Origin of the sequence: Formosa sejongensis (assembly GCF_033447105.1) — a bacterium.
Classification (GTDB): domain Bacteria; phylum Bacteroidota; class Bacteroidia; order Flavobacteriales; family Flavobacteriaceae; genus Formosa.
This window is the reverse complement of record NZ_JAWQUN010000005.1, coordinates 46725-71596: the sequence shown is the minus strand read 5'-3', so window position 1 is coordinate 71596 and position 24872 is coordinate 46725. Positions and strand designations below refer to the sequence as shown.

The window sequence follows — 24872 nt, the reverse complement described above, 5'->3', positions numbered from 1 at the left end:
TTGCCTTTAATAAAAAAGTACTGTTTTAAAAAATCTAAAGAAACAAAAAGATATAATGTGGTTTCTTAGATTTTATGATTTTTAAGACAATTAGAATATAGGATTAGAAACAAAAAAGCATCCAAAACGATATTGTTTTGGATGCTTATAATTTTTACAAAAAATTATTTTTTGAGTCTAGAAATTATAATGTTTTAGCATTTTTTACTTTCTCATCTGTTAAAGCAAATTTTAAAACATCGCTCATTTCTGAAACGTAATGAAAGGTTAACCCTTTTAAATATTCTTGTTTTATTTCTTCAATATCTCTTCTATTATCTTCACAAAGCATAATCTCTTTAATTCTTGCGCGTTTTGCAGCAAGGATTTTTTCTTTAATTCCACCAACAGGTAAAACCTTTCCACGAAGTGTAATTTCGCCAGTCATAGCTAAACTACTTTTCACTTTGCGTTGTGTAAATAAAGAGACTAAAGAAGTTAACATGGTTACACCTGCACTTGGACCATCTTTAGGGGTTGCCCCTTCTGGTACGTGAATGTGTACATTATATTTATCGAAAATATCTGGATCTAAGCCCAATTCTTCAGCATTTGCTTTTATGTATTCCATAGCAATTGTCGCCGATTCTTTCATCACCTTCCCTAAATTCCCAGTAATCGTTAAATTCCCTTTTCCTTTAGATAAAATAGATTCAATAAACAAAATATCTCCACCAACACGTGTCCAAGCTAAACCTGTAACGACACCTGCAACGTTGTTGTTTTCGTATTTATCGCGCTCTAATTTTGGTCCGCCAAGTACTGAGATAATATCTTCGTTAGAAATTTTTACGTTGTACTCGTCTTCCATCGCAATGTTTTTGGCCGCATAACGTACCATTTTAGCGATTTGCTTTTCAAGACCACGAACACCAGATTCTCTAGTATACCCTTCAACAATTTTTTCTAATTGAGGTTTTCCTATTTTAATATCTTTTTCGGTTAACCCGTGCTCTTTTATTTGCTTAGGAAGTAAATGACGTTTTGCTATTTCTACTTTTTCTTCAATAGTATATCCCGTAACATTTATAATTTCCATACGGTCTAATAAAGCCGGTTGGATTGTGCTTAAACTGTTAGAGGTTGCAACAAACATTACTTTAGATAAATCGTAACCTAATTCTAAGAAATTATCGTGAAACGCACTGTTTTGTTCTGGATCTAATACTTCTAATAATGCTGAAGATGGATCGCCTTGATGCGAGTTCGATAACTTATCAATTTCATCTAAAACAAAAACAGGGTTCGATGTTCCTGCCTTTTTAATACTCTGAAGAATACGGCCTGACATGGCACCAATATATGTTTTTCTATGTCCGCGTATTTCTGCTTCATCACGCAATCCTCCTAAAGATACACGTACATATTCTCTTCCTAAAGCTTCAGCAATCGATTTCCCTAAAGATGTTTTACCAACTCCTGGAGGTCCATAAAGACATAAAATTGGAGATTTCATATCGTTACGTAATTTTAAAACCGCTAAATATTCAATAATACGACGCTTAACATCTTCTAAACCGTAGTGATCGCGGTCTAAAATACGCTGTGCGCGCTTTAAGTCGAATTTATCTTTACTAAATTTATCCCAAGGTAAATCTAGAAATAAATCTAAATAATTACGTTGAATGGAATATTCGGCAACTTGCGGATTCATACGTTGCATTTTAGCAAGTTCTTTCTCGAAATGCTTAGACACGTCTTCGTTCCACTTTTTCTTTTTAGAACGTAATCTCATTTCTTCAACTTCCTCTTCATAACTCACGCCACCCAATTCTTCTTGAATGGTTTTCATTTGCTGATGTAAGAAATACTCACGTTGTTGTTGGCTCATATCACTCTGAACCTTTAACTGTATATCGTTTTTAAGTTCTAGTTTTTGAAACTCAACATTCATATATCGCAAAGTTTCCAAAGCGCGTTCTTTAAGAGAATTGTTTTCTAAAAGACTTTGTTTTTCCAGAACCGTTAAATTCATATTAGAAGACACAAAGTTGATTAAGAATGAATTGCTCTCAATATTTTTTATGGCAAATGAAGCTTCACTTGGTATATTCGGACTTTCCTTAATAATTTGAAGCGATAATTCTTTTATAGAATCTATAATTGCTGAAAACTCTACATTTTTCTTAGTTGGCTTTTCTTCAGGAACTTCAGATATTGTTGCTGTTAAATAAGGTTCTTCAGAAATGACTTCCTTTATTTTAAAGCGTTTCTTCCCTTGGATAATAACTGTTGTATTTCCATCAGGCATTTTTAAAACACGTAAAATACGAGCCACTGTACCTGTTTGGTATATATCATCGGCACTTGGGTCTTCAATACTTTCGTCTTTTTGAGAGACTACACCTATCACTTTTCCACCTTTATTGGCATCATTAATAAGCTTAATCGATTTATCTCTACCTGCTGTAATCGGAATTACAACACCCGGAAACAATACGGTGTTACGTAAAGATAGAATAGGTAACGTATCGGGAAGTTCTTCTTTGTTTATTTCTTCTTCGTCTTCCGGCGTCATTAAAGGAATTAATTCTGAATTCTCATCAAACTCTTGAAGTGACATATTGTCTAGAGTTAAAAAATTAGATTTTTTCATATATATATTTAGGTCAATCTGTCATTATAAATTAATAAATACAGATTGTTTAGATTTAATAATTCGTCTACAAAGCTATTATACTATTCAAAATTAGCTTTTTACAGCCATATTTTTTTAAATAACTACTATCTATTTTTCAATTAATATGCCAAGCTAACCGTATTCAGAAAAACTTTTATTACTAAAACTGTAACAATATTGTAATACCTTCATCTTTATATTAAACCACTAGATATTTTTTGTAATTGTCACTAGCCAACCAACATATAGATACACTTATAGAACACTGTAAAACGGGAAACCAATCTGCACAATTGGAAGTTTATAACAGATTTTATAATGCCATGTATAATACGTCTTTTAGAATTGTAAAAAACAGTTTTGAGGCCGAAGATATTATGCAAGATTCTTTTTTAACGGCTTTTACAAAGTTAGAAACCTTAAAAGACATCAAAACCTTTAGCGGTTGGTTAAAACGAATTGTGGTTAATAATAGTATTCATCATTTTAATAAAAATAGTAAATATGAAGATGTCCCTTTTGATGCTGTAATGTATAAAGTTGAAGATACTTACGTAAATACAGAGCAAGATGAGGATGCTAGCGAGCAAGCAAAACAGGTATTAAAAACCATGAACACTTTAAAAGATAATTATAGAATTGCCCTAACATTACATTTAATTGAAGGTTATGATTATGAAGAAACATCTAGCATTATGGATGTGAGTTATGCCAATTGCAGAACCACCATTTCTAGAGCAAAAGAAAGTTTAAGACAAAAACTACAACACGTCGTTTAAAATATAAAGATTATGAAACCAGAAACTAGTTTAGAAGATCTTTTTAAAACGTTACAAAACGATTTTGATATTGAAACACCAAATTTACATCATGAAAATCGGTTTTTAGCGAAATTAAAGAAACAAAATGTAGAGGTTAAGCCTGTTAAAAAAGTATATCCGTTTTTGAAGCCTTTATTAGCTGTAGCCGCTAGCATTGTATTACTTATAACCTTAACATTTACATTTCAGAAACAAGAATCCACAAATGATTTAGCAAGTGTCTCTCCAGAAATGGCAAAAACACAAAGTTTTTTTACAGCGACAATCGCACAAGAATTAAAAGAATTAGAAAAAGAAAACGCACCAGAAGTGCAACCCTTAATACAAGATGCTTTAAAGCAATTAAATGTGCTTGAAGCCAATTACGAAAATTTAAAATTAGACTTAACAAAAAGTGGTAACGATAAACGCGTAATCTATGCCATGATTGCAAATTTTCAAAGTCGAATTGAAATTTTAGAAAGTGTTATGGAAACTATAGACAATGTAAAACAATTAAAAAACAGCTCTCATGAAAACCAAACTACCATATAGCATCGCTTTTTTACTCTTGGTTATTCCTTTTGTAGCGTTAGCGAACAATCCTGTAAAACCAAAACATTCAGAGAAAAAGGTTATAAAAAAAGAATTTAAAGTGAACAGTAATGCCACTTTAAATATCGATAATAGTTACGGGAATTTAGATATAATTACCTGGAATGAAAACCGAATTGTTTTCGAAATCATAATCACAACAAATGGAAATGATTCTGAAAAAGTTCAAAATAAATTAGATGAAATTACTGTAGAATTTAATGCATCGCCTAACCTAGTTACAGCAAAAACCATATTTAGTAAAACAAAATCTAAATGGTGGGACTGGAATGGATCCGATAATGTAAACATGAAAATTAATTACATCGTAAAAATGCCAATCACGAATAGTGTCGATTTAAGTAACGATTACGGTGCCATAAATTTAGACAAGCTAGAAGGTCGCGCAAAAATTAATTGCGATTATGGTAAAATTACAACCAAAGAATTAATGGGCGATAATAACGATATTGAATTCGATTATTCTTCAAATTCTTATTTTGAATACATTAAAAGCGGAACTATTAATGCTGATTACAGTGTATTTACAGTTGCAAAAACCAAAAATCTTTTTATTGAAGCAGATTACACCAATAGTAAAGTTGAAATTGGTGAAAATGTAAATTACAACTGCGATTACGGAAGTATAACAGTCGATAAAGTAAATCATTTTAAAGGTGAAGGTGATTATCTTACTGTCGTGATCGGAGACGTTTATAAATCTGTAGATATTAACGCCGATTATGGATCTATAAAAATTAAAAACATGGCAGCTAATGCCAATAATGTAAACATCGATTCCGACTATGTAGGCATTAAGATTGGCTACGATCCAAATTATCACTTCAACTTTGAATTGGATTTAGATTATGCAGATTTACGCGACCAAGATGATTTTGAATTTACCGTAAAACGTATTGAGTCTAGCGACAAATATTACAAAGGATTCTACGGAAGTTCAAGTACATCGAATAATATAAAAATCACTTCAGATTACGGAAGCGTATCATTTATTAAAAATTAACTACCAATAATCAATTACATATGAAAACACTTATTTTAAAGAGAGTATGTCTCATGGCTGTTTTAGCAGTTTCAGTAAATTCCTGTGCACAATTCAACAAAAATGCTATAAACGGAAATGGAGATATTACCACAATTAAAAGAACAACATCAACTTACGATGGTATAAAATGTTCTGGCTCAATGGATTTTGTCTTAGTACAAGGCACTGAGGGAAACATTACTATACAAGGAGAATCTAACCTACTGCCTTACATTGAAACGGAGGTTCACTCTAATGTGTTAATAGTAAAGGTAAAAGACGGTGTAAACATTAAAACAACAAACAGGGATATTGTTATAACAATTCCTTTCGAAACCATTTCTGAAGTTTCACTTACTGGTTCTGGAGATTTAGTTAATAAGAATACGATTAATGCTGAAGAACTAAAGGTAGGAATTACAGGATCTGGAGATGTAATTTTAGATGTTATAACATTAACGTCCAAAGCGAGTATAACGGGTTCGGGAGATTTAACTTTAAAAGGTAAAACCGAAAATTTAGAAGTTAATGTTACAGGTTCGGGAGATTTCCACGGATTTGGTTTAGAATCTAAAATTACAGATGTGTCTGTTACGGGGTCTGGAGATGCTGAAGTTGTAAGCTCAGAATCTATAAAAGGTCGTGTTTCTGGATCGGGAGATATAACTTATAAAGGTAATCCTGCAAAAGAAGACACTAAGGTTTCTGGTTCAGGTAGTATAGAAATGAATTAAAAACACCTCTATTTATAATTAAAAAAGCACCCTTAATAGGATGCTTTTTTTATACGTTGTAATTTATACCTTTTGCTCTTTGGGAACTTTATATAATAGAATAATACCAATTAAGAAGAAAACAAAAAGGAACAATATAGAATTTCGCATACTCCCTGTAATTTGATCAATAGAACCGTAAATAACCATTCCGATAACGATTCCTATTTTTTCGGTAACATCAAAAAAGCTAAAGTAAGATGTTGTATCTTTTGTATCAGGTAAAAATTTAGAATAAGTAGATCTTGATAACGCTTGAATGCCTCCCATGACTAATCCTACAAACATGGCAGTAATATAAAACTGTATTGGTGTTTTTACAAAATAGCCATAAAAACATAGAAACATCCATATAAAATTTATAAAGATAAGTGTTCTAATATTTCCAAATTTAGCTGAAGCTCTAGAGGTTAAAAAAGCACCTAAAATCGCCACAATTTGAATCAGTAAAATACTACCTATAAGTCCCATGGTTTTTTCTTGCTCTCCACCCCAATCAACTTCCTGTTCTCCAAAATATGTTGCAACTAACATGATGGTTTGTACGGCCATACTGTACACAAAAAAGGCTCTTAAATAACACTTCAATCTTACATTTTCTTTTATAGCTGCAAAAACAAGTTTTAATTCCTTAAAACCATTTAACACCACTGCTTTGGTTACTTTATGGCCAGTTTTTGCACCCTTTGGTAAAATATAATAGGTGTATTGACTAAAAACAATCCACCAAATTCCCACCATTATAAACGAATATCTCATGGCTTTCATAGCGGCTTCACCTTCAGTTCCTGTGATTCCGAAAAAATCCGGTTTCATAACCATACCTAAATTGACAATCAATAATAAAACACTTCCAATATATCCTAAAGAGAATCCTTTAGCACTAATTCTATCTTGTTGTTCTGGAAAAGCAATATCTGGTAAATACGAATTATAGAATACTAAACTCCCCCAATACCCTATTAAACCAAGAAAATAAAATGTTAAACTCAGATAAATATAATCTAAACTAAACCAGTTTAATCCTATACACGCAATGGCTCCTGTGTAACAGAAGAATTTCATAAACACCTTTTTATTCCCAATATAATCGGCAATACCAGATAATATTGGAGACATAAAAGCAATCACTAAAAATGCAAAAGCGGTAACAAAAGATATTAGCGCTGTATTTTTTATATCGGTACCAAAAACATGAACCTGTTTATTATCGGCAGAAAATAAAGCACCATAAAAAATAGGAAAAATGGTTGAGGCAATCGTTAAGGTGTAAACCGAATTGGCCCAGTCGTAAAAAGCCCAAGCATTTAGTAACTTTTTGCTTCCTTTAGTATATGTTTTCATTTTTGAAAAATAGAAATTCTAAACGTTAAAACGTTCAGAACTAAATTAAAAAATAGTTACTAAAATTATTCGCTAAATGATGTTACTCCAAACTTTTTAGCTTCTGCTATTGCATCAGAAACTAAAGAATTTAAAGATGCTATTCGACTTTCATTTGAAGGGTGTGTACTTAAAAATTCTGGCGTACTACTAGATTCCATACGTGTCCATAATTCTGGTGCAGCTTCTGGATTATAACCTGCAATTGCCATTAAAACAATACCAATTCTATCGGCTTCAGACTCATGACTTCGGCTAAAAGGTAGCATCCCAGCAACATTAGATCCGATGCCATAATATTGATTAAACATATCTCGACTTTGTTCGTCTGTAATAGCAACATTTCCTGCAATAGCAACACCTTGCTGAATATATGCAGCACTCATACGTTGTTGTCCGTGATTGGCTAAAGCATGGGCTACTTCGTGTCCCATAATAGCAGCAATTCCCGCGTCGGTTTTGGCAACTGGTAAAATACCTGTGTAAAATACAATCTTTCCTCCAGGCATACACCAAGCATTCATTTGTGGATCTTCTATCAAATGATATTCCCATTGATAGCCTTTTAAATATCCTATATGTCCATTTGCATTTAAATACGTTTCAGCAGCCTTAGCTATACGCTGACCAATTCTAGTAATACGTTCAGCATCTGGCGTCCCCTCTATTACTTTGTTAGATTTTAAAAAGTCATTGTATTCTTTAAATGATGTTGGAAATAATTGATCGTTAGAGACAAGTGCCATAGTTTGTTTTCCTGTAAACGGATTCGTTGCGCAAGATCCTAAAGCAAACATGCTAGATATAACAAAAACACGAAAAGTTAATTTCATAAATATTTCTTTTTTAATTCCTCATTGAGGGTTTAATTTCAGGACGTTTTACGTCGAAATGAGTTAAATTATTTTCCTTTAAAATACAGCTCTGGCTTAACCAAAGTCGTAGTTTATAAATAACGAAAATATTAAGACTTTGTTATTTATAAAACTAACAGTATATTTTTTTCGTAAGTATAATCATATAAAACGACAATTTAAATAAAACATACGTATTATGAAACCTATTTTATTATTATACCTCGCTTTTAGTCTATTTTCATGTCAAGGTTTTTCACAAAAAAAAGATTCAAAAAACACCACTACTTATAAGGTAGAAAAAAGTAAAACAGAATGGAAGGCTGAACTAAGCGATTTACAATATCGTGTTATGCGAGAAGAAGGAACGGAACGTGCTTTCTCTAGCCCGTTAGACAAAGTTTACGAGCCAGGCGTGTATTTATGTTCGGCTTGTGAAACTCCATTATTTACTAGTGAAGCAAAATTCGATTCAGGTTCGGGTTGGCCAAGCTTCGATACTTATATAAAAGGTAATGTCCTTTTTTCTGATGGAGGAAACGGCTATTATGGTATCGAAGAACATTGCGCAACTTGTGGTAGTCACTTAGGACATGTCTTTAACGACGGCCCGATAAATACCACAGGAAAAAGACATTGTATTAATGGTGTGGCTTTAATATTTGTACCAAAAGGGAATTAATCATCTGCTTTTAATTTCTTCTTATACGGACGAATAATTAATCGTGCTTCTCTGTCGAATCGGATGTAATTGTATACCCAATTTACAAATACAACCATCCGATTTCTAAATCCTATTAAAAAGAAAAGGTGGACAAACATCCATACAAACCAAGCAAAAATACCTTGAAATTTAAACTTCGGCATATCTACTACAGCTTTGTTTCTACCTACAGTAGCCATAGATCCTTTATCCTTATATTTAAAAGGAATCATAGGTAAATCGTCCAACATACGTTTTAAATTACGTCCTAATTGCTCCCCTTGTTGAATGGCCGGTTGGGCCATCATAGGATATCCAAACGGATGGGTTTCTGTCTCGACCTGAGCAACATCGCCTACAGCAAAAATATTTGGATAGCCTTTTAATTGGTTGAATTCATTTACAATTATTCTATTACTTTTAGAAACTAAATCGGCGCCTTCTATACCTTTTATATTAGCACCTTTTACCCCTGCTGCCCAAACCATGGTTGCTGTTTCAAAAATAACATCGCTATTTGTAGTCACTGTTTTACCATCGTAACCAGATACACGTAAATTTTTCCAAATGTTTACTCCCAGCTCTTCAAGAAATTCTTCAGCTTTTTCTGAAGCTTTATCACTCATTTCCTTTAAAATACGATCGCCTGATTGCACTAAATTAATCTGCGCCAAACGTGTATCTAAATCTGGATAATCTTTTGGAAGAATCCCTTTCTTAATTTCGGCTAAAGCACCAGCGAGCTCCACTCCTGTTGGACCTGCTCCCACTATTACAAAATTCATCAGTGCATTTCGTTCTTGCAAATCGGTTGTTAATAAAGCCTCTTCAAAATTTTCAAGAATTAAACTTCTCAAATTTAATGCCTGCGGAATGGTTTTCATGGCCATACTATTGGTTTCAATAGACGCATTTCCGAAATAATTTGTTTCAGAACCGGAAGCAATCACCAAATAATCATACTTTAACGCACCAATATCAGTAATCACACTATTTTTAATAGGATCTATTTCTAACACTTTTGCAAGTCGAAATTGAAAATTCGAATAATCTTTAAGGATTTTCCGAATAGGATATGCTATAGAATCGGGTTCTAATCCGCCCGTAGAGACCTGATATAGTAACGGTTGAAAATTGTGATAGTTATGTTGATCAAGCAGAACGACTTGCACTTCTTGTTTAGATAATTGCTTTGCGAGGGAAACACCTGCAAAACCGCCGCCTATAATAACGATTCGCGGGTTACTCGTTCTGTTTATATTCATATATAGTAAGTTACAAAACAAAGGTAATAAAAGATCTATTTTTTATTGTCTCTAAATTCATTATTTGAAATAGGTTTTGTAAATTCGTAGCAATAAACGATTTAAAGAATTAATCATGAGTAAATACGATATTATTGTTCTTGGAAGTGGTCCTGGAGGCTACGTAACCGCCATTAGAGCGTCTCAATTAGGATTTAAAACTGCCATAGTAGAAAAAGAAAGCTTAGGTGGTGTTTGTCTAAATTGGGGATGTATTCCTACCAAAGCACTTTTAAAATCTGCGCAAGTATTCGAATATTTAAAACATGCAGACGACTACGGTTTATCTGTAAAAGAATTCGATAAAGATTTTGGAGCTGTTGTAAAACGTAGCCGAGGTGTTGCAGATGGAATGAGCAAGGGTATTCAATTTTTAATGAAAAAAAATAAAATTGATGTCATTAAAGGTTACGGTACATTAAAAGCTGGAAAAAAGATTGATGTTGATGGTACTGAATATAGTGCAGATCATATTATTGTTGCTACAGGTGCACGTTCTCGTGAATTACCTAATTTGCCTCAAGATGGTAAGAAAGTAATTGGTTACCGTGAAGCAATGACATTACCTACACAACCTAAGAAAATGATTGTTGTTGGTTCTGGTGCAATTGGTGTTGAATTTGCATACTTCTACAACTCTATGGGTACAGATGTAACTATCGTAGAATATTTACCAAATGTAGTTCCTGTGGAAGACGAAGAAATTTCTAAACAATTAGAGCGTTCTTTTAAAAAGATTGGAATTAATATTATGACTTCTTCTGAAGTGACTTCAATTGATACCTCTGGAGAAGGTGTTAAAGCGACTGTAAAAACGGCTAAAGGAGAAGAAGTTCTTGAAGCTGATATTATACTTTCTGCTGTTGGAATTAAAACAAATATTGAAAACATTGGTTTAGAAGATGTTGGGATTGCTGTAGACCGCGATAAGATTTTAGTAAACGATTTTTACCAAACAAATGTACCTGGATACTACGCAATTGGAGATGTTACTCCTGGTCAAGCGTTAGCTCACGTTGCTTCTGCTGAAGGTATTTTATGTGTTGAAAAAATTGCAGGAATGCACGTTGAACCAATTGACTACGGAAACATCCCTGGTTGTACGTATGCATCTCCTGAGATAGCAAGTGTTGGTTTAACAGAAAAACAAGCTAAAGAAAAAGGTTACGAATTAAAAATTGGTAAATTCCCTTTCTCTGCTTCTGGTAAAGCAAGTGCTTCTGGAAATAAAGATGGTTTTGTAAAAGTAATTTTCGATGCTAAATATGGCGAATGGTTAGGATGCCACATGATTGGTGCTGGTGTTACAGATATGATTGCTGAAGCTGTTTTAGGTCGTAAGTTAGAAACTACAGGTCATGAAGTATTAAAAACTATTCACCCTCACCCAACTATGAGTGAAGCGGTAATGGAAGCTGTTGCAGCTGCTTATGATGAAGTAATTCACATCTAAGTTATAACTTCAATAAAATAATTAAAAGGTGATTTGGAAATATTTTCTAAATCACCTTTTTTGATTTTCATTAGTTCCCAATATAACTTCTAAAGCCATTATTTATAAAACAAAAAAAAGGTCTCAGAATAATCTGAGACCTTTTCATCTTAAATATGCTAATAAGTTTAGAACATATATCCTAAACCAAACTGCCAAACATCATTTTTACCATCAACGTTTCCTAAAATAGTATTGTCTTCAAATATATTAGTTAATCCCAATGTGTAACGTGCACTTAAAAAGAAACCGCCATCAAATTTATAAGACGTACCGAACGCTAAACTCGTGTCAAAATCTTTCACATAAGAATCATCACTATTAATTTCGAAGTCTCCCCCATCAGAATTTGGTTCTGAATCAAATTCTTCATGAATTTTAAATCCAAACTGCGGACCTGCTTCAACACTTAATCCTTCTATTAGATAGAATTTTATTAAAAGAGGAACTTGAATATAATCTAATTGATATTCTAGATTTTGATCTGTATCAAAAATGTTATCCTGATCTATTTCTAATACATCGAAACCTTGACCGGAATAAAATACCTCGGGCTGAAAAGAGAATCTATCAGAAATAGGAATTTCGGCAACTAAACCTGCGTTAAAACTTGTTCTTGAATCCACATCATCAAAATCATCTCCGCTTAATTTAGATATATTAACACCCCCTTTTACTCCTAATTGAACTGCTTTTGAATCTGATTGTGCATAAACTGATGTTAATGCAAATAATAATACTCCTGTACATACAATTAATTTTTTCATTGTTTTGATTGTTTTATTTGGGTTAAAAAAAACAAATCTAAACGCCGTAAACCTACTATCAATAAGGCTTAACAGCAAATTAACAAGTTGTTGGTTTCTACAAAAAAACAATCGTAAATACTTAATTCACTAGGCAACTCTTTTGATTAAATTATTGACTCTATTGTAATAATTTAATCAATTATAACCGTTAACTAGAAATTGTATGTTAGCAGAAATGTCTTCAAAACCGATATTATATTTCATATACAGACATAAATTACCCTAGCATCACGATAAAGTGAAATACATCTAAATAAGGCAAAAATTTTATACGTAAGTGTTATGGCGATTCAAATTAAATCTCCATTTTTTATCCTAATTTTATCCAAAGCGGTATTGAAAAAAGTATCGCTATTACTACTTTTGACAAAAACTAATCACATGGAATTAAAAGACATTATAGAAAATAGACGCTCAGTTTTTCCTGATCAATATAATTCGAAACCCATTTCTAAAGAAACAATCCAACAGCTCCTAGATGCTTCAAATTGGGCTCCTACACATAAGCGTACAGAACCTTGGCGTTTTAAAGTGTTACACGGAGAGTCTCAAGCTGATTTGGGTCTATTTCTTGCTGAAAAATTTAAAGCTACAACTGATAAGTTTTCTGATTTTAAATATAATAAGCTTAAAAAAAATCCTAAAAAAGCGGGAGCGATTATAGCGATTTGTTTGGCTAGAGATCCAGAAGAAAGTATTCCTGAATGGGAAGAAATTTCTGCTACAGCTATGGCTGTACAAAATATGTGGCTTACCGCAACATCGTTAGGTCTGGGGTCGTATTGGAGTTCTCCTGGATTAATTTCTAATATGAATGATTTTTTTAACCTAAAACCAAACGAAAAATGTTTAGGCTTTTTCTATTTAGGATATTTCGATGAACCATCACCAAAAAGAAAACCTTCTCCTATAGCAGATAAAGTAGAATGGTTGTAAAATTAAAGAGTCCTTATTTACAAAATAAGGACTCTTTAAATCTATAATTACTTTTAATATATATTACAAGAAACTTTGTATTGCAAGTTCGTAGCTTTGTAATCCAAAGCCTAGAATAACGCCCTTAGCATTTGGCGAAATAAAAGATTGGTGTCTAAATTCTTCTCTAGCAAATGTATTAGATATATGCACTTCTACAACTGGAGTTTCAATCGATTTAACAGCGTCGCCAATAGCAACAGAAGTATGTGTATAAGCTGCAGCATTTAAAATAATACCATCGAAACTAAAACCAACTTCATGCATTTTATCAATAATTTCGCCTTCTACGTTAGATTGAAAATAAGATAACTCAACTGTTTTATATTTTTCTTTAACCGTTTCAAAAAATTCTGTAAACGTTAAACTGCCATAAATTGCTGGTTCTCGTTTTCCTAATAAGTTTAAATTAGGACCATTTAAAATTAAAATTTTCTTCATAAAGTAAAAGTATAAAAGAATGCATCAAAAAAAAAGTAAAAGTTTTATTTCAATGTTTAAAATCAATAGCGTCCTAAACGATTAATCTCTTTTTTAAAAAAGATTGACCGGTGCTGACTTTATTGAATTACTTGCGCTGAGGGAGGTACTTTTTCTACATAAGTTGAATTTTGTTTTTTTGGTTGGCCTATCGAAAATTTATCGTAAAATTTGAAGAGAAAGTATCGCGAAATTTAAAGCTGTTTGAGCTAAACGTATGTTTCTATATTGTTGATTTTTAGTAGCGAGTTCTTTAAATTTAGATACTGAACGAAAAATTTAGATAAAAGTTCGTAAGCCTAGATTTTTTTGGCTTGGTTTATCCAGAGCGTAGTCGAAGGATCTTTTTATCAATGAAAAAAATGAACATATAATATTATTTAGGACACGATTAGTTTAAAATGATGTGTTTTAAAGTCTACACTTTCGTTAATAAAAAAAATAACAGATAATGACTCCTTATATTTTTTCTAAACTTTTTTATTCAGATTAAACGTCATTCCTAAATTAATAGCAGACCAATGCCAATGATTTGAAATACCTGAATACGAAATATTTAATTGTAAAAGTTCAGAAATATTATAACCCAAAACAGGTCTGTAATAAAAACCTCCATTCCAATTATTACTTAATATAAAGGCATAACCTATATCTCCACCAATTACAATCCCATTATTTAAGGCATATCGGGCTGCGCCTGCTACTGGTATATATCTAAATCCAGAACCATTATATTTAAATTCCTGATTTTCTGTATTGTTTTTTTTAAAATACATCGCATAACCTGTGGCTAAACCAAACCCTATTGCTCTTCTTGATTGGTATAAATAATTCACATCTAAGAAGATACCAATAGGAACAACATTGTAATCAGAATTTAATGGTATTGAAATATTACCTCCCAAATTTAAACCATGTTGAATATTATTTCCGCCAAATAAACCAGCAACAGCTATAGGCCCCCAATCAAAAGGATCTATTTTGGTACTTTCATAAACTAAGGGTTGTGCATTAATTTCGATAACAAAAAACAGTAGAACAATTGTTGTTAAAAACTTTGTTTTCATAATAAGTAGGTGTTAATTAATAATTAAAGGCGATGTAATGTACGAAATTAACGATTAAACGCCTAAAAATTATCATATCTATAATTAGTGGTTATAATATTTATCTTATTTTTAAGCATGAAATGGGAAAATGCATTAAAAGATTATAGTTTATTTTTAAAAATTGAACGTGGATTATCACTAAACTCGGTAAGTAGTTATGTCTTAGATGTTAAGAAGCTGATATCGTTTTTAGAAACACAGTCGCTAACTATCTCTCCTATTATCATTACTTCAGATGTTGTTCAACAATTTATTTACGAGTCAGCAAAAACTTTAAACGCACGTTCTCAAGCCCGGTTAATTTCTGGATTGCGTAGTTTTTTTGATTATTTAATTTTTGAAGATTACAGAGTAGATAATCCTTTAGAATTAATTGAATCGCCTAAAATTGGTAGAAAATTACCAGACACTTTAAGCGAAGAAGATATTGATCATTTAATTGGAGCTATAGATTTATCCTCAAATGAAGGGGAACGCAATCGTGCCATGCTAGAAACACTTTACAGTTGTGGTTTGCGGGTAAGTGAACTCACCAATTTAAAAATTTCCGATTTATATTTTGATGAAGGATTTATAAATGTAACCGGTAAAGGAGACAAACAACGTTTTGTTCCCATAGTTGCATCTACTATAAAATACATTACCATTTATATTAAACAGGTTCGGCCGCGTTTAAATATTCAATCTGGACATGAAAATACCGTGTTTTTAAACCGCCGTGGTAAACAACTTACACGTGCCATGATTTTTACAATTATAAAGCAATTGGCTGTAAAAATAGATTTGAATAAAAAAATATCTCCACATACATTTAGACATTCATTTGCGACACATTTACTTCAAAACAATGCCGATTTAAGATCTATACAGTTATTATTAGGTCATGAGAGTATTACCACAACCGAAATTTATGTGCATCTGGATAAAAAACATTTAACCGAAGTTGTAGAAAAATATCATCCAAGAAAGTAACAGGTAGTTTAACTTACAATTCATTTTCAAAATAATAAATATGGTCTTCGCCATCTCTATTTGACGTAAAATAACCAGATTTTTCAGTTGTAAATACAATTGAAAAATCGCTAGCTTCACCATTTAGAGGCTGATATAGTATTGGGTTAGACCAAACATTATCGTTTAAATTAGAGACAAAAAGCTTCAGTTTGCCTGTTTGCGTATTACTTCTTGAAAAATATAATGTAGTATCATTCATGAGTCTAGGATGCAATTCATAATCTGTTGAATTTAATTCAGATAAAGCACGTTTAAATTCCCAGTTACTTTCAATATCACTTCTTGTGTATAAAAATAAGTTTACATTATTATCACTAGTTTTTGAGCTCACTATTAATTGTAATCCGTTTTCTGAAACCGTTGGATAAGCAGCATTGTTGATTTCAGAAAGTTTAACTTGCTTTGGTTTTATAATTTCCATATCCTCCATTTTAGCTTGATAAAGAACTAAAGCTCCTTTACTATTATTTGCCGTAAAGTAAATTTCGTCTGAAGCGGCTATATATGTTAAATGAGATAAATTCATGTATTTATCTCTATTTTTTAAGCTTATTAAAACGGGTTTATCTAACTGCTCTTTATCTAATATTTTAGAATAATAAAGAGAAACGTAATTTGAGTTATCAGATTCGAATGCCGAAAAAATTATGCCATCTTTATAAAGTGCTGGTGCCAATCCACTTTTTTCTAAATTGGTTTTAGTAATTTTTAATTCGGGAGTTTGAAATATAATTAATGACACAAAACTTAGAATTACAATACTTAACTTCATTGGGTTTTAATTTGGGTTAGTTTATTATTTTCCAATATATTGATTATTTTAAATAAATACTTAGTTTTCTGAAAATTAAAAAGGTCCAGATGCGAACATCTGGACCTTTTTAAAACACTATATTTCTTAATCTGTTACCCTTTTAACCACGCTTTACGTATTTCAATCTGATTCGCAGTTGCTTCAGGATTTGCTTTTAAAACTTTCCCTGTAGTAAACGATTTTGTTAATTTAGTTTTAACAACAACATTTTCTCCATTTCTATCTACTACAACTTCTATATCCTGACCTGGTTGCCAAGAAATCATTTTTTGAAGCATATTGTTTGCGTTTACGATATTCATTTCTTCACCATTTACAGTTTTAATCACATCGTTTGGCAATATACCATTATCGTTCCAAAAGCTATTATCTTTAACTAAATCGTTAAAAAAGATAGACTTTTGAACAGGATCACCGCCCAAGATTAATTCACCATTATTAAGTAAAATGTTTGTTTCAATTTTATCAGTAGCTTCTATTAAACCTACCATATTAAAATACACGTTATAATCTATTGGCGTGGTTCCTTCTACATGATTTTTCAAAAATTCGCCAACTTCAGGATATGTCATTGTTGTAATTTCGGCTATAATAGTATCGTCATCAAAGGGTTTATTTTCCCCATATTTTAAAGATAATTCTTTCATTAAAGATAAAATTCCACGTTGTCCATTACTTTCTTCTCGTATAATAATATCAATACACATACCTATCAAAGCTCCTTTTTGATATACATTATAATAGTTAGATGCGTAAGGTTCTTCTAAAACATTTTCACTCATTGTTGTAAAACTCATGGTATCGTCCATACGTTTAGACATGTTAATTTTCTCCATAATTGTAGAGTAAAAATCACTTTCAGTAACCAAATCTTCTTTGACTTGAAATAAGGTTGCAAAATATTCGGTTACACCTTCGTACATCCATAAATGCTTAGAAAATGTAGGATCGTTATAATCGAAATAATGAACATCTGCAGAATGTACACTTAACGGAGTTACAATATGAAAGAATTCGTGAGACACAACATCAATCATACTTTCGTCTAAAGACTCTTCAGATTCAGATTCTTGAAGTACAACAATTGTAGATGTATTATGTTCTAAAGCTCCAAAACCTTTTGGTTGGTCTTCTCCTTCTCCTGCTAAATATAAATAGATATCGTAGCGTGGCGTTGAATTAATATCTCCTAAAAATGCTTTTTGAGCTTGCATCATTTTCTCCATAGTCTCACGCAATCTTTTAGCCGTATGCACTTTGTTTGGAGAATATACACTTAAAACAATTTTAATATCGCCTACTTGAAACTCTTCAACATCCAAATCCCCATACATCATTGGGTTATCTGTAATGTCAAAATATCTAGGTGCAGCATAACTTGTAGTCATAACTTTACCATCGTCACTTTTAGTTTCATTCACTTTTTGTAATGCAGACGTACGTTTAAATGATGCCGGAGCAGTGACATCTAATGTGTATTGGTTGTTTTTTAATGAATCAAAATACCCAATAAATCCGTGTAGATTTAATACATAATTGTCAGTTTCAATATTAGTTCCTGCAGGAGAAAATGGTTGTTCTCCACCAATTCCGCCTTCCTCTTCAATATCGAAAGTATCGTTTACATTATAAGTAATATAATCTAAGTTTATACCGTTTAGAATTGTCCAAGTATTTACATCTGCTTTTGTTGTTGGAATTTCAACCCCATTATAATCGTAAGCTTTAAAATCGTCTATATATTTTCCGAAATCACTTACAGAATACGTTCCTTGCACTACACGAGGCAATCTATAGGTTACAGTATCTATTGTAAAACGTCCTGGATTGATCACTACTGGAGCTTTATCGTTTACAACTTTAGTAAGGTTAATGGATGTAACAATGGGTGTTTTTAGCGCCGAATCGTCTTTAGACACCTTTTTGGTAGAGCCACAACCTACAAGTACTACACTTGCAAATGCTAAGGCCAGAAATTGATTTTTCATGAATTTAATTTTGTTTTTCTATTTGTTCTTCAAATTTACAATCTGTTACAAAATATGATTATAACATTTTGTTAAAAAAATTGTGTTGCTATAATTGCAAAGGTAAGTTTTTAACTGAATTTTAAAATTTTGTTATTAATTCTGTATGCAATTCTTATCTTTGACAAACATATTTTAGGAATGCAGTTTAAACACCCCGAACTTCTTTACGCTCTATTTTTATTACTTATTCCTATTATTATTCACTTATTTCAGCTTCGCAGATTTAAAAAGGAAGCGTTTACCAATGTTGCTATATTACAATCCGTTTCTCAACAAACTCGGAAAAGTTCTCAATTAAAAAAATGGTTAACCTTACTTACACGTTTACTACTTTTAGCATGTATTATTATCGCTTTTGCTCAGCCTTTTACAACAAAAAAAGATAGTCAAGAAACACCTAAAGAAACGGTAATATTCTTAGATAATTCCTTTAGTTTACAACAAAAAGGTTCGCAAGGTGAATTACTAAAACGTGCTGTCCAAAATTTAATTTCTGAAGTAGATTTCGATAAAACCATCTCTTTAGTAACACACAATGCGGTATTTAAAAACACGACATTAAAAGCTATTAAAAATGACGTTTTACAACTACCCTATTCGGCGCAAACATTGTCTTATAAAGCTGCATTACTGAAATGTAAATCCTTATTTAGTACTACTTCCGAACAAAACAAGCAGATTATATTTATTTCAGATTTTCAGCAAAAGAAAGTTCCTTTTTCTGTTGAAGCAGATTCGTTAACACAAATTAAGCTAGTTAAACTAACCCCTACAAACACAAATAATATCGCTTTAGATAGCGTTTACATTTCTAAAAGTAACCCGTCGCAAACCGAATTAACACTTACATTAAAAAACTATGGAATTCCTATTGAAAACCTTTCGATAGCCTTACATAACGACGATAAATTAATAGCAAAGGCGGCAGTTTCCATCACAGACAAGGCTGAAACACAATTTACAATTCCGAGTAAAGATATTATAAACGGTACATTTAGTATAGAAGATTCTGGCTTGCAATTTGATAATACACTTTACTTTAACATCAATACGCCATCTAAAGTTAATGTGCTAAGTATTACTGAAGGTGATGACAGTTTTCTAAGAAAAATTTATTCAGAAGATGAGTTTAAATTCACTTCGATTTCTGCAAATCAATTAGATTATAATACGATTGAAAATCAGAATACCATCATTTTAAATGAATTAAAAGACATTCCTACAACCTTAATAAATATTCTGAGATCGTTTACAGAACAGGGTGGTAATTTGGTAATTATCCCTTCAGAACAATCCAATATAAATGCTTATAATACATTATTGACAAACTATAACACACAGTTTGAATCGCTTACAAATTCTGAAAAACGCATTACTACCATCAATTATTCGCATACTATTTATAAAGACGATGTTTTTGAAAAACAAGTGAAAAATTTTCAATATCCTAAAGTGAATCAGTATTATGGATTAAGTGGTAATTCAGGAAGTACAGCTTTAAGTTACGAAGACGGCAAACCGTTTTTAACACAATTTTCGAATGTATTTCTATTCACTTCTCCTTTAAATTTAAAAGTCTCTAATTTTAAAAGTTGGGCATTAATTGTGCCTTCATTCTACAAAATGGCGGTGAGCAGTTTGCAACATCCTAAATTATATTATACCATCGGAAAACTAAATACTTTTGATGTCGATGTATCGCTAAATCAGGACGATATTATTTCAATAAAAAATGAGCAAGAACAATTTATTCCGCAACAACAATATTTCAATAATAAAGTAAGAGTTGTTACCAAAGAGAGACCTGAAACCGCTGGAATCTATAACATAAAAAACAAGCTAGAAACAATTAAAAACATCAGTTTTAATTACAATCGCGAAGAAAGTAATTTGGTTTATCAAGACCTTTCTACGCTTAAAAATATAACTATTAGCGATTCAATACCAAGTCTGTTTGACACCTTAAAAAGTAATACAAAAATTAATGAGCTATGGAAATGGTTTACTATTTTTGCACTAGCCTTTTTGATTATTGAAATGCTCATCTTAAAATTTTTTAAATGAACGTACTTATAAAATCTGCGACTATTATTGATACTAAAAGTGAGTTTAATAACCAAACTCTAGATATTTTAGTAGAAAAAGGCAGTATTTCCAACATTGGAAAATCTTTAGAAAATCCAAATAATTACGACGAAATCGTGCTTGAAAACTTACATGTTTCTCAAGGTTGGTTTGATAGTAGTGTAAGTTTTGGCGAGCCAGGTTTAGAAGAGCGTGACACCATTGCCAACGGATTAAAAACGGCTGCCTATTCTGGGTTTACAACTGTAGCTTTAAACGCTAATAGCCATCCCGTAATAGATACGAATAGCGACATTGTTTTTATTACAAGTAAATCAAGCAATAACGCCGTGAATTTATTGCCAATCGGTGCCCTAACAAAGGATAGTCAAGGTTTAGATTTAGCCGAATTATACGACATGAAAAATGCTGGTGCTGTAGCCTATTACGATTATATGAAACCGATTACCAATGCAAATCTTATGAAAATTGCTTTGCTTTATGCGAGTAATTTTGGTGGATTGGTTTGTTCTTTCCCACAAGACAATAAGATTGCAGGAAAAGGTGTGATGAACGAACACATTACGAGTACATCTTTAGGTTTAAAAGGTATTCCTGCACTTTCTGAAGCTTTACAAATTTCTCGCGATTTATTTTTATTAGAATATACAGGTGGAAAACTTCATATTCCGACACTTTCTACAGCAAAATCTGTTGAACTAATTCGTGAAGCTAAAGCAAAGAAATTAGATGTTAGTTGTAGTGTTGCCATCCATAATTTATTTTTTGAGGATAGTGTTTTAAACGATTTCAATACGCACTATAAAGTATTGCCTCCGTTAAGAATTAAAAGTGATATTGAGGCTTTAATTGAAGGTGTAAAAGATGGCACTATAGATATGGTTACCAGCGACCATAATCCTTTAAATATTGAAGAAAAGAAAGTCGAATTCGATTATGCTGCATATGGAACCATTGGCTTAGAGAGTGCATTTGGTGCTTTACAAACTATATTTTCATTAAAAAAATCGATCGCTATTTTAACAAAAGGAAAACAACGTTTCGGAACTGAAAGTAATCCTATAAATATTGGAAATTTAGCAAATATCACCTTATTTAATCCAGATATTAAATACACCTTTACAAGAGATCATATGATATCAAGATCTAAAAATGCCATTTTTGAAGGTGAGACTTTAAAAGGTAAAACCTATGGTATTTTAAATAATAATCAATTAGTATTAAACACAAAATAATGATAAACCAAACAGTGAACGATGGTAAAAATTTAGCCATAATAAGTTATTTAACTTTTATAGGGTTAATAATAGCCATTATAATGAATCTTGAAAAACGCAATACTTTTACATCTTTCCACATCAGACAAATGTTAGGGTTAGTATTTATGGTACTTATCTCTAATATTATAGAAGAATATTTAAATAGTTGGTTAGGTACAGCATGTTGGTTTATTTCGGCGGCAGGTTGGTTGTATGCCTTTTTTCATGTAATTAAAGGAGAACAAAAACTGATTCCTTATGTCGGAGAATATTTTCAAGAATGGTTTAGAAACGTTAGATAAATGAAAGACCTAAGCTTATATCACATTACACGACCTTCTACATTGAAGGAAAATGCACCACTTTTAATCCTATTTCATGGTTATGGTAGCGATGAAAATGATTTGTTTTCTTTTGCTTCAGAATTACCTGAAGAACTTTTTATAATTTCAGTTCGTGCACCTTTTGCGATGCAACCTTACGGAAATGCATGGTACGCGATTAATTTTGATGAAGAGAATGGAAAATGGAGTGACGACGATCAAGCCAGAACTTCTCGCGATTTAATTTCTAAGTTCTTAGATGAAGCAGTTGAAAGTTATCCCGTAAATAAAGATAACGTAACGCTTTTAGGATTTAGTCAAGGAAGTATTTTAAGTTATGCTGTGGCGTTAACATATCCAGAAAAAGTGAATAATATTATAGCTTTAAGCGGATATATAAATACAGAAATTATAGCTAAAAACCATAATTCTGAAGATTATAACCATTTAAACTTTTTCTGTTCTCATGGAAGTGTAGACCAGGTAATTCCTGTAGATTGGGCAAGAAAAACACCAGGAATTTTAGACGGATTACATATTAAACATGAATATCATGAATATCCTGTAGGACACGGTGTAGCACCACAGAATTTTCACGATTTAAAAAAGTGGTTATCTAAGTTGATTTAGTTTTAACGCTTTATTCTTAGACAAAAACCACTAATATTCTAAACCTCAAGTTAATATGAAAAATAAAATATTCTCTTTAATTTTGGGGATTATAGCCATAGGAAATGTAATTTATAGTTTCTTCGGTAACGATACGACTGGTAAAATCTTCACATTCGAAATGAACATTTGGCTTTATAGGCTAATTTGGATTGGAGCAGCAATTGGTTTCTTATTAGAGTATCTAAAAATTTTAAAACAAGAAAAAAGTCAAGAATAGTAGACTTTTAATATTGCAAACGCATTTAGACAGTTATTAAAAATAGTAAAGTGTATCAAGAAACATGTGTTAAAATGGATATTGATACACTTTTTTTATATTTGAAAATGAATAAATGCAATAGGATAATTATTCTAATTCATATCAGTTAAAAATCATTTACTGAAGCGGATACAATAAGGAATCTATCACTTCAAAGGTTACTTCGTTCTGATTAATTACTTCATATTTCACAAGAAGTTCTCCCCAGAAAATACCATCAGAAAAATTGGTAATTAACCATTTATGATTTAATACTTTAATCGAGTTTATTAACATAGATTTGCCATCGTTCGCGGCATAAGGAATTAGAGGGTTCCCTCCTTTTACAGTATTCTGTTTGTAAATTTCATCTTTAACAAACGGAATTAAGGCTTCAACATCTATTCCTTTATTTTCAAAATAGGTAAAAGCATCTTCGTTATGCTCAATACTAAAATTTGATAATTCAAAAACTTTATCGTTTAAAACGCTAAGTGAATCTGTCAACTTTTCGATTTTAGCATTACTTTTTTCTATGATTCTAATGTCTTCTTCAAAAACATTTTTTGCATTTACATATTGGAATAAAATAAGTAGTAATGAGAAAATAAACAGGTACATAAAAATTTTCTGCTTCATTATATAGTGATTTGGAGGTTATCGTATGCTAAAAACACGTTGTTTGGTAATTCGTTTTGAACGGCTTCATGAAAGCCAAGTAAATGACTTATATGTGTTAAATACGCGCGTTCGGGTTTTACTTTGTTAATAAATTCTAGAGCTTCTTCTAAATTGAAATGAGAAATATGCGGTTCTTTTCTAAGGGCATTCACAACTAAAATTTTCACACCTTTTAATTTATCGATTTCAGAATCTTCTAGGGTTTTCATATCGGTTAAATATGCGAAATCTTTAAACCTAAAACCAAAAACTTGCAATTTAAAATGCATACCGTTTATAGGTATCACTTCTAGATTGTGAATCGTAAACGGTGTATTTGTAATAATATGTGTATCTACACCAGGCGCACCAGGGTATTTGTTTTCGGTTTCGAAAATATAATCAAAACGTTTAATTAAAGATTCTAAAACGCGTTCGTGCCCATAAATATTAATATTGCCTTGTCTAAAAAAAAACGGACGAATATCGTCTAAACCAGCAGTATGGTCGGCATGCTCGTGAGTAAATAAAATGCCATCTAATTTTTTAATAGGATTAGAAAGCATTTGCTGTCTAAAATCGGGACCACAATCTATTACATAACAACATTCGTCCCATTCTATTAAAACCGAAACACGAAGCCTTTTATCCTTCGAGTCGTCACTTAAACATACCGGATGATTACTCCCTATTATTGGGATACCTTGAGATGTTCCTGTGCCTAAAAAAGTGATTTTCAAAAGTGTAAAGATTTACTACAAAAATATACTTATTTTTTTGTTAAGTAGGCTATTTTG

Annotated in this window: 24 protein-coding genes; 13 read left to right on the top strand and 11 right to left on the bottom strand. The window is 31.7% G+C overall.

Annotated features, from left to right (window positions below; translation table 11 throughout):
* Positions 1-184 precede the first annotated feature (184 nt).
* Positions 185-2635, bottom strand: a complete 2451-nt coding sequence (gene lon, locus R6X41_RS07370; RefSeq protein WP_318498873.1) for an endopeptidase La — start codon at positions 2633-2635, stop codon at positions 185-187.
* A 248-nt stretch (positions 2636-2883) separates the two neighbouring features.
* Between lon and R6X41_RS07365 the strand changes: the two genes are divergently transcribed.
* The 4 genes from R6X41_RS07365 to R6X41_RS07350 are packed head-to-tail and all read left to right on the top strand — an operon-like array spanning position 2884 to position 5832.
* Positions 2884-3438, top strand: coding sequence for an RNA polymerase sigma factor (locus R6X41_RS07365; protein ID WP_318498872.1), 555 nt, complete (start codon positions 2884-2886; stop codon positions 3436-3438).
* A gap of 12 nt (positions 3439-3450) precedes the next feature.
* Entirely contained in the window at positions 3451-4014 is a 564-nt protein-coding gene (locus tag R6X41_RS07360) for a hypothetical protein (RefSeq protein WP_318498870.1), read from the top strand.
* Positions 3992-5077: a hypothetical protein gene (locus tag R6X41_RS07355; RefSeq protein WP_318498868.1), complete on the top strand. Its 1086-nt coding sequence runs from the start codon at positions 3992-3994 to the stop codon at positions 5075-5077. Before R6X41_RS07360 ends, R6X41_RS07355 begins: the two co-directional genes overlap by 23 nt.
* Before the next feature lie 20 nt (positions 5078-5097).
* Positions 5098-5832, top strand: coding sequence for a head GIN domain-containing protein (locus R6X41_RS07350; RefSeq protein ID WP_318498867.1), 735 nt, complete (start codon positions 5098-5100; stop codon positions 5830-5832).
* A gap of 63 nt (positions 5833-5895) precedes the next feature.
* On the opposite strand, the gene R6X41_RS07345 is transcribed toward R6X41_RS07350, so the two are convergent.
* Entirely contained in the window at positions 5896-7215 is a 1320-nt protein-coding gene (locus R6X41_RS07345; RefSeq protein WP_318498865.1) for an MFS transporter, read from the bottom strand.
* 65 nt (positions 7216-7280) lie between these two features.
* Positions 7281-8087, bottom strand: a complete 807-nt coding sequence (locus R6X41_RS07340) for a M48 family metallopeptidase (protein WP_318498863.1) — start codon at positions 8085-8087, stop codon at positions 7281-7283.
* Between the two features lie 220 nt (positions 8088-8307).
* Between R6X41_RS07340 and msrB the strand changes: the two genes are divergently transcribed.
* Positions 8308-8790, top strand: a complete 483-nt coding sequence (msrB, locus tag R6X41_RS07335; RefSeq protein ID WP_318498862.1) for a peptide-methionine (R)-S-oxide reductase MsrB — start codon at positions 8308-8310, stop codon at positions 8788-8790.
* On the opposite strand, the gene R6X41_RS07330 is transcribed toward msrB, so the two are convergent.
* Positions 8787-10076, bottom strand: a complete 1290-nt coding sequence (locus tag R6X41_RS07330) for an NAD(P)/FAD-dependent oxidoreductase (protein ID WP_318498860.1) — start codon at positions 10074-10076, stop codon at positions 8787-8789. The genes msrB and R6X41_RS07330 overlap by 4 nt on opposite strands.
* 115 nt (positions 10077-10191) lie before the next feature.
* Here R6X41_RS07330 and lpdA point away from each other — a divergent pair, with 115 nt between their 5' ends.
* Entirely contained in the window at positions 10192-11568 is a 1377-nt protein-coding gene (gene lpdA / locus R6X41_RS07325; RefSeq protein WP_318498859.1) for a dihydrolipoyl dehydrogenase, read from the top strand.
* Between the two features lie 167 nt (positions 11569-11735).
* Here the strand turns inward: lpdA and R6X41_RS07320 are convergent, their stop codons facing one another.
* Positions 11736-12374 (bottom strand): porin family protein, encoded by a 639-nt coding sequence (locus R6X41_RS07320; protein ID WP_318498857.1) that lies wholly within the window; start codon positions 12372-12374, stop codon positions 11736-11738.
* Between the two features lie 423 nt (positions 12375-12797).
* Here R6X41_RS07320 and R6X41_RS07315 point away from each other — a divergent pair, with 423 nt between their 5' ends.
* Entirely contained in the window at positions 12798-13352 is a 555-nt protein-coding gene (locus R6X41_RS07315; protein ID WP_318498855.1) for a nitroreductase family protein, read from the top strand.
* A gap of 63 nt (positions 13353-13415) precedes the next feature.
* Here R6X41_RS07315 and aroQ read toward each other — a convergent pair whose 3' ends face one another.
* Positions 13416-13832 carry a type II 3-dehydroquinate dehydratase gene (gene aroQ / locus R6X41_RS07310; protein ID WP_318498853.1) on the bottom strand — a complete coding sequence of 139 codons (417 nt, stop codon included), beginning with the start codon at positions 13830-13832 and terminating at the stop codon, positions 13416-13418.
* Between the two features lie 509 nt (positions 13833-14341).
* Positions 14342-14938 carry a hypothetical protein gene (locus tag R6X41_RS07305; RefSeq protein WP_318498851.1) on the bottom strand — a complete coding sequence of 199 codons (597 nt, stop codon included), beginning with the start codon at positions 14936-14938 and terminating at the stop codon, positions 14342-14344.
* 117 nt (positions 14939-15055) lie between these two features.
* Here R6X41_RS07305 and R6X41_RS07300 point away from each other — a divergent pair, with 117 nt between their 5' ends.
* The gene (locus R6X41_RS07300) at positions 15056-15952 is read left to right on the top strand and encodes a site-specific tyrosine recombinase (RefSeq protein WP_318498850.1); all 897 of its coding nucleotides are present in this window, start codon (positions 15056-15058) and stop codon (positions 15950-15952) included.
* 13 nt (positions 15953-15965) lie between these two features.
* Here the strand turns inward: R6X41_RS07300 and R6X41_RS07295 are convergent, their stop codons facing one another.
* Entirely contained in the window at positions 15966-16766 is an 801-nt protein-coding gene (locus tag R6X41_RS07295) for a hypothetical protein (protein ID WP_318498848.1), read from the bottom strand.
* A 134-nt stretch (positions 16767-16900) separates the two neighbouring features.
* Positions 16901-18796 carry a M61 family metallopeptidase gene (locus R6X41_RS07290; protein WP_318498847.1) on the bottom strand — a complete coding sequence of 632 codons (1896 nt, stop codon included), beginning with the start codon at positions 18794-18796 and terminating at the stop codon, positions 16901-16903.
* Positions 18797-18976: 180 nt separating this feature from the next.
* Between R6X41_RS07290 and R6X41_RS07285 the strand changes: the two genes are divergently transcribed.
* Genes R6X41_RS07285 through R6X41_RS07265 form a run of 5 tightly spaced genes read left to right on the top strand, consistent with a single transcriptional unit; the run spans position 18977 to position 23394 of the window.
* Positions 18977-20902 (top strand): BatA domain-containing protein, encoded by a 1926-nt coding sequence (locus R6X41_RS07285; protein WP_318498845.1) that lies wholly within the window; start codon positions 18977-18979, stop codon positions 20900-20902.
* Positions 20899-22158 carry a dihydroorotase gene (locus R6X41_RS07280; protein ID WP_318498843.1) on the top strand — a complete coding sequence of 420 codons (1260 nt, stop codon included), beginning with the start codon at positions 20899-20901 and terminating at the stop codon, positions 22156-22158. The genes R6X41_RS07285 and R6X41_RS07280 overlap by 4 nt, the downstream gene beginning before the upstream one ends.
* A complete protein-coding gene (locus R6X41_RS07275) occupies positions 22158-22484 on the top strand; it encodes a hypothetical protein (RefSeq protein WP_318498841.1) in 327 nt (108 codons plus the stop codon). The genes R6X41_RS07280 and R6X41_RS07275 overlap by 1 nt, the downstream gene beginning before the upstream one ends.
* Positions 22485-23135: an alpha/beta hydrolase gene (locus R6X41_RS07270; RefSeq protein ID WP_318498840.1), complete on the top strand. Its 651-nt coding sequence runs from the start codon at positions 22485-22487 to the stop codon at positions 23133-23135.
* Positions 23136-23190: 55 nt separating this feature from the next.
* Positions 23191-23394, top strand: a complete 204-nt coding sequence (locus R6X41_RS07265) for a hypothetical protein (protein WP_318498838.1) — start codon at positions 23191-23193, stop codon at positions 23392-23394.
* A gap of 159 nt (positions 23395-23553) precedes the next feature.
* Here the strand turns inward: R6X41_RS07265 and R6X41_RS07260 are convergent, their stop codons facing one another.
* Both R6X41_RS07260 and R6X41_RS07255 read right to left on the bottom strand, forming a co-directional pair.
* Positions 23554-24054 carry a hydrolase gene (locus R6X41_RS07260; protein WP_318498836.1) on the bottom strand — a complete coding sequence of 167 codons (501 nt, stop codon included), beginning with the start codon at positions 24052-24054 and terminating at the stop codon, positions 23554-23556.
* Complete coding sequence (locus tag R6X41_RS07255) at positions 24054-24815, bottom strand: MBL fold metallo-hydrolase (protein ID WP_318498835.1); 762 nt, start codon at positions 24813-24815, stop codon at positions 24054-24056. Before R6X41_RS07255 ends, R6X41_RS07260 begins: the two co-directional genes overlap by 1 nt.
* Positions 24816-24872: the final 57 nt, after the last annotated feature.

Coding starts and splice junctions, on each gene's coding strand:
- lon (WP_318498873.1), bottom strand. CDS start 2,635: ATGAAAAAATCTAATTTTTTAACTCTAGACAATATGTCACTTCAAGAG.
- R6X41_RS07360 (WP_318498870.1), top strand. CDS start 3,451: ATGAAACCAGAAACTAGTTTAGAAGATCTTTTTAAAACGTTACAAAAC.
- R6X41_RS07355 (WP_318498868.1), top strand. CDS start 3,992: ATGAAAACCAAACTACCATATAGCATCGCTTTTTTACTCTTGGTTATT.
- R6X41_RS07350 (WP_318498867.1), top strand. CDS start 5,098: ATGAAAACACTTATTTTAAAGAGAGTATGTCTCATGGCTGTTTTAGCA.
- R6X41_RS07345 (WP_318498865.1), bottom strand. CDS start 7,215: ATGAAAACATATACTAAAGGAAGCAAAAAGTTACTAAATGCTTGGGCT.
- R6X41_RS07340 (WP_318498863.1), bottom strand. CDS start 8,087: ATGAAATTAACTTTTCGTGTTTTTGTTATATCTAGCATGTTTGCTTTA.
- msrB (WP_318498862.1), top strand. CDS start 8,308: ATGAAACCTATTTTATTATTATACCTCGCTTTTAGTCTATTTTCATGT.
- R6X41_RS07330 (WP_318498860.1), bottom strand. CDS start 10,076: ATGAATATAAACAGAACGAGTAACCCGCGAATCGTTATTATAGGCGGC.
- lpdA (WP_318498859.1), top strand. CDS start 10,192: ATGAGTAAATACGATATTATTGTTCTTGGAAGTGGTCCTGGAGGCTAC.
- R6X41_RS07320 (WP_318498857.1), bottom strand. CDS start 12,374: ATGAAAAAATTAATTGTATGTACAGGAGTATTATTATTTGCATTAACA.
- R6X41_RS07315 (WP_318498855.1), top strand. CDS start 12,798: ATGGAATTAAAAGACATTATAGAAAATAGACGCTCAGTTTTTCCTGAT.
- aroQ (WP_318498853.1), bottom strand. CDS start 13,832: ATGAAGAAAATTTTAATTTTAAATGGTCCTAATTTAAACTTATTAGGA.
- R6X41_RS07305 (WP_318498851.1), bottom strand. CDS start 14,938: ATGAAAACAAAGTTTTTAACAACAATTGTTCTACTGTTTTTTGTTATC.
- R6X41_RS07300 (WP_318498850.1), top strand. CDS start 15,056: ATGAAATGGGAAAATGCATTAAAAGATTATAGTTTATTTTTAAAAATT.
- R6X41_RS07295 (WP_318498848.1), bottom strand. CDS start 16,766: ATGAAGTTAAGTATTGTAATTCTAAGTTTTGTGTCATTAATTATATTT.
- R6X41_RS07290 (WP_318498847.1), bottom strand. CDS start 18,796: ATGAAAAATCAATTTCTGGCCTTAGCATTTGCAAGTGTAGTACTTGTA.
- R6X41_RS07285 (WP_318498845.1), top strand. CDS start 18,977: ATGCAGTTTAAACACCCCGAACTTCTTTACGCTCTATTTTTATTACTT.
- R6X41_RS07280 (WP_318498843.1), top strand. CDS start 20,899: ATGAACGTACTTATAAAATCTGCGACTATTATTGATACTAAAAGTGAG.
- R6X41_RS07275 (WP_318498841.1), top strand. CDS start 22,158: ATGATAAACCAAACAGTGAACGATGGTAAAAATTTAGCCATAATAAGT.
- R6X41_RS07270 (WP_318498840.1), top strand. CDS start 22,485: ATGAAAGACCTAAGCTTATATCACATTACACGACCTTCTACATTGAAG.
- R6X41_RS07265 (WP_318498838.1), top strand. CDS start 23,191: ATGAAAAATAAAATATTCTCTTTAATTTTGGGGATTATAGCCATAGGA.
- R6X41_RS07260 (WP_318498836.1), bottom strand. CDS start 24,054: ATGAAGCAGAAAATTTTTATGTACCTGTTTATTTTCTCATTACTACTT.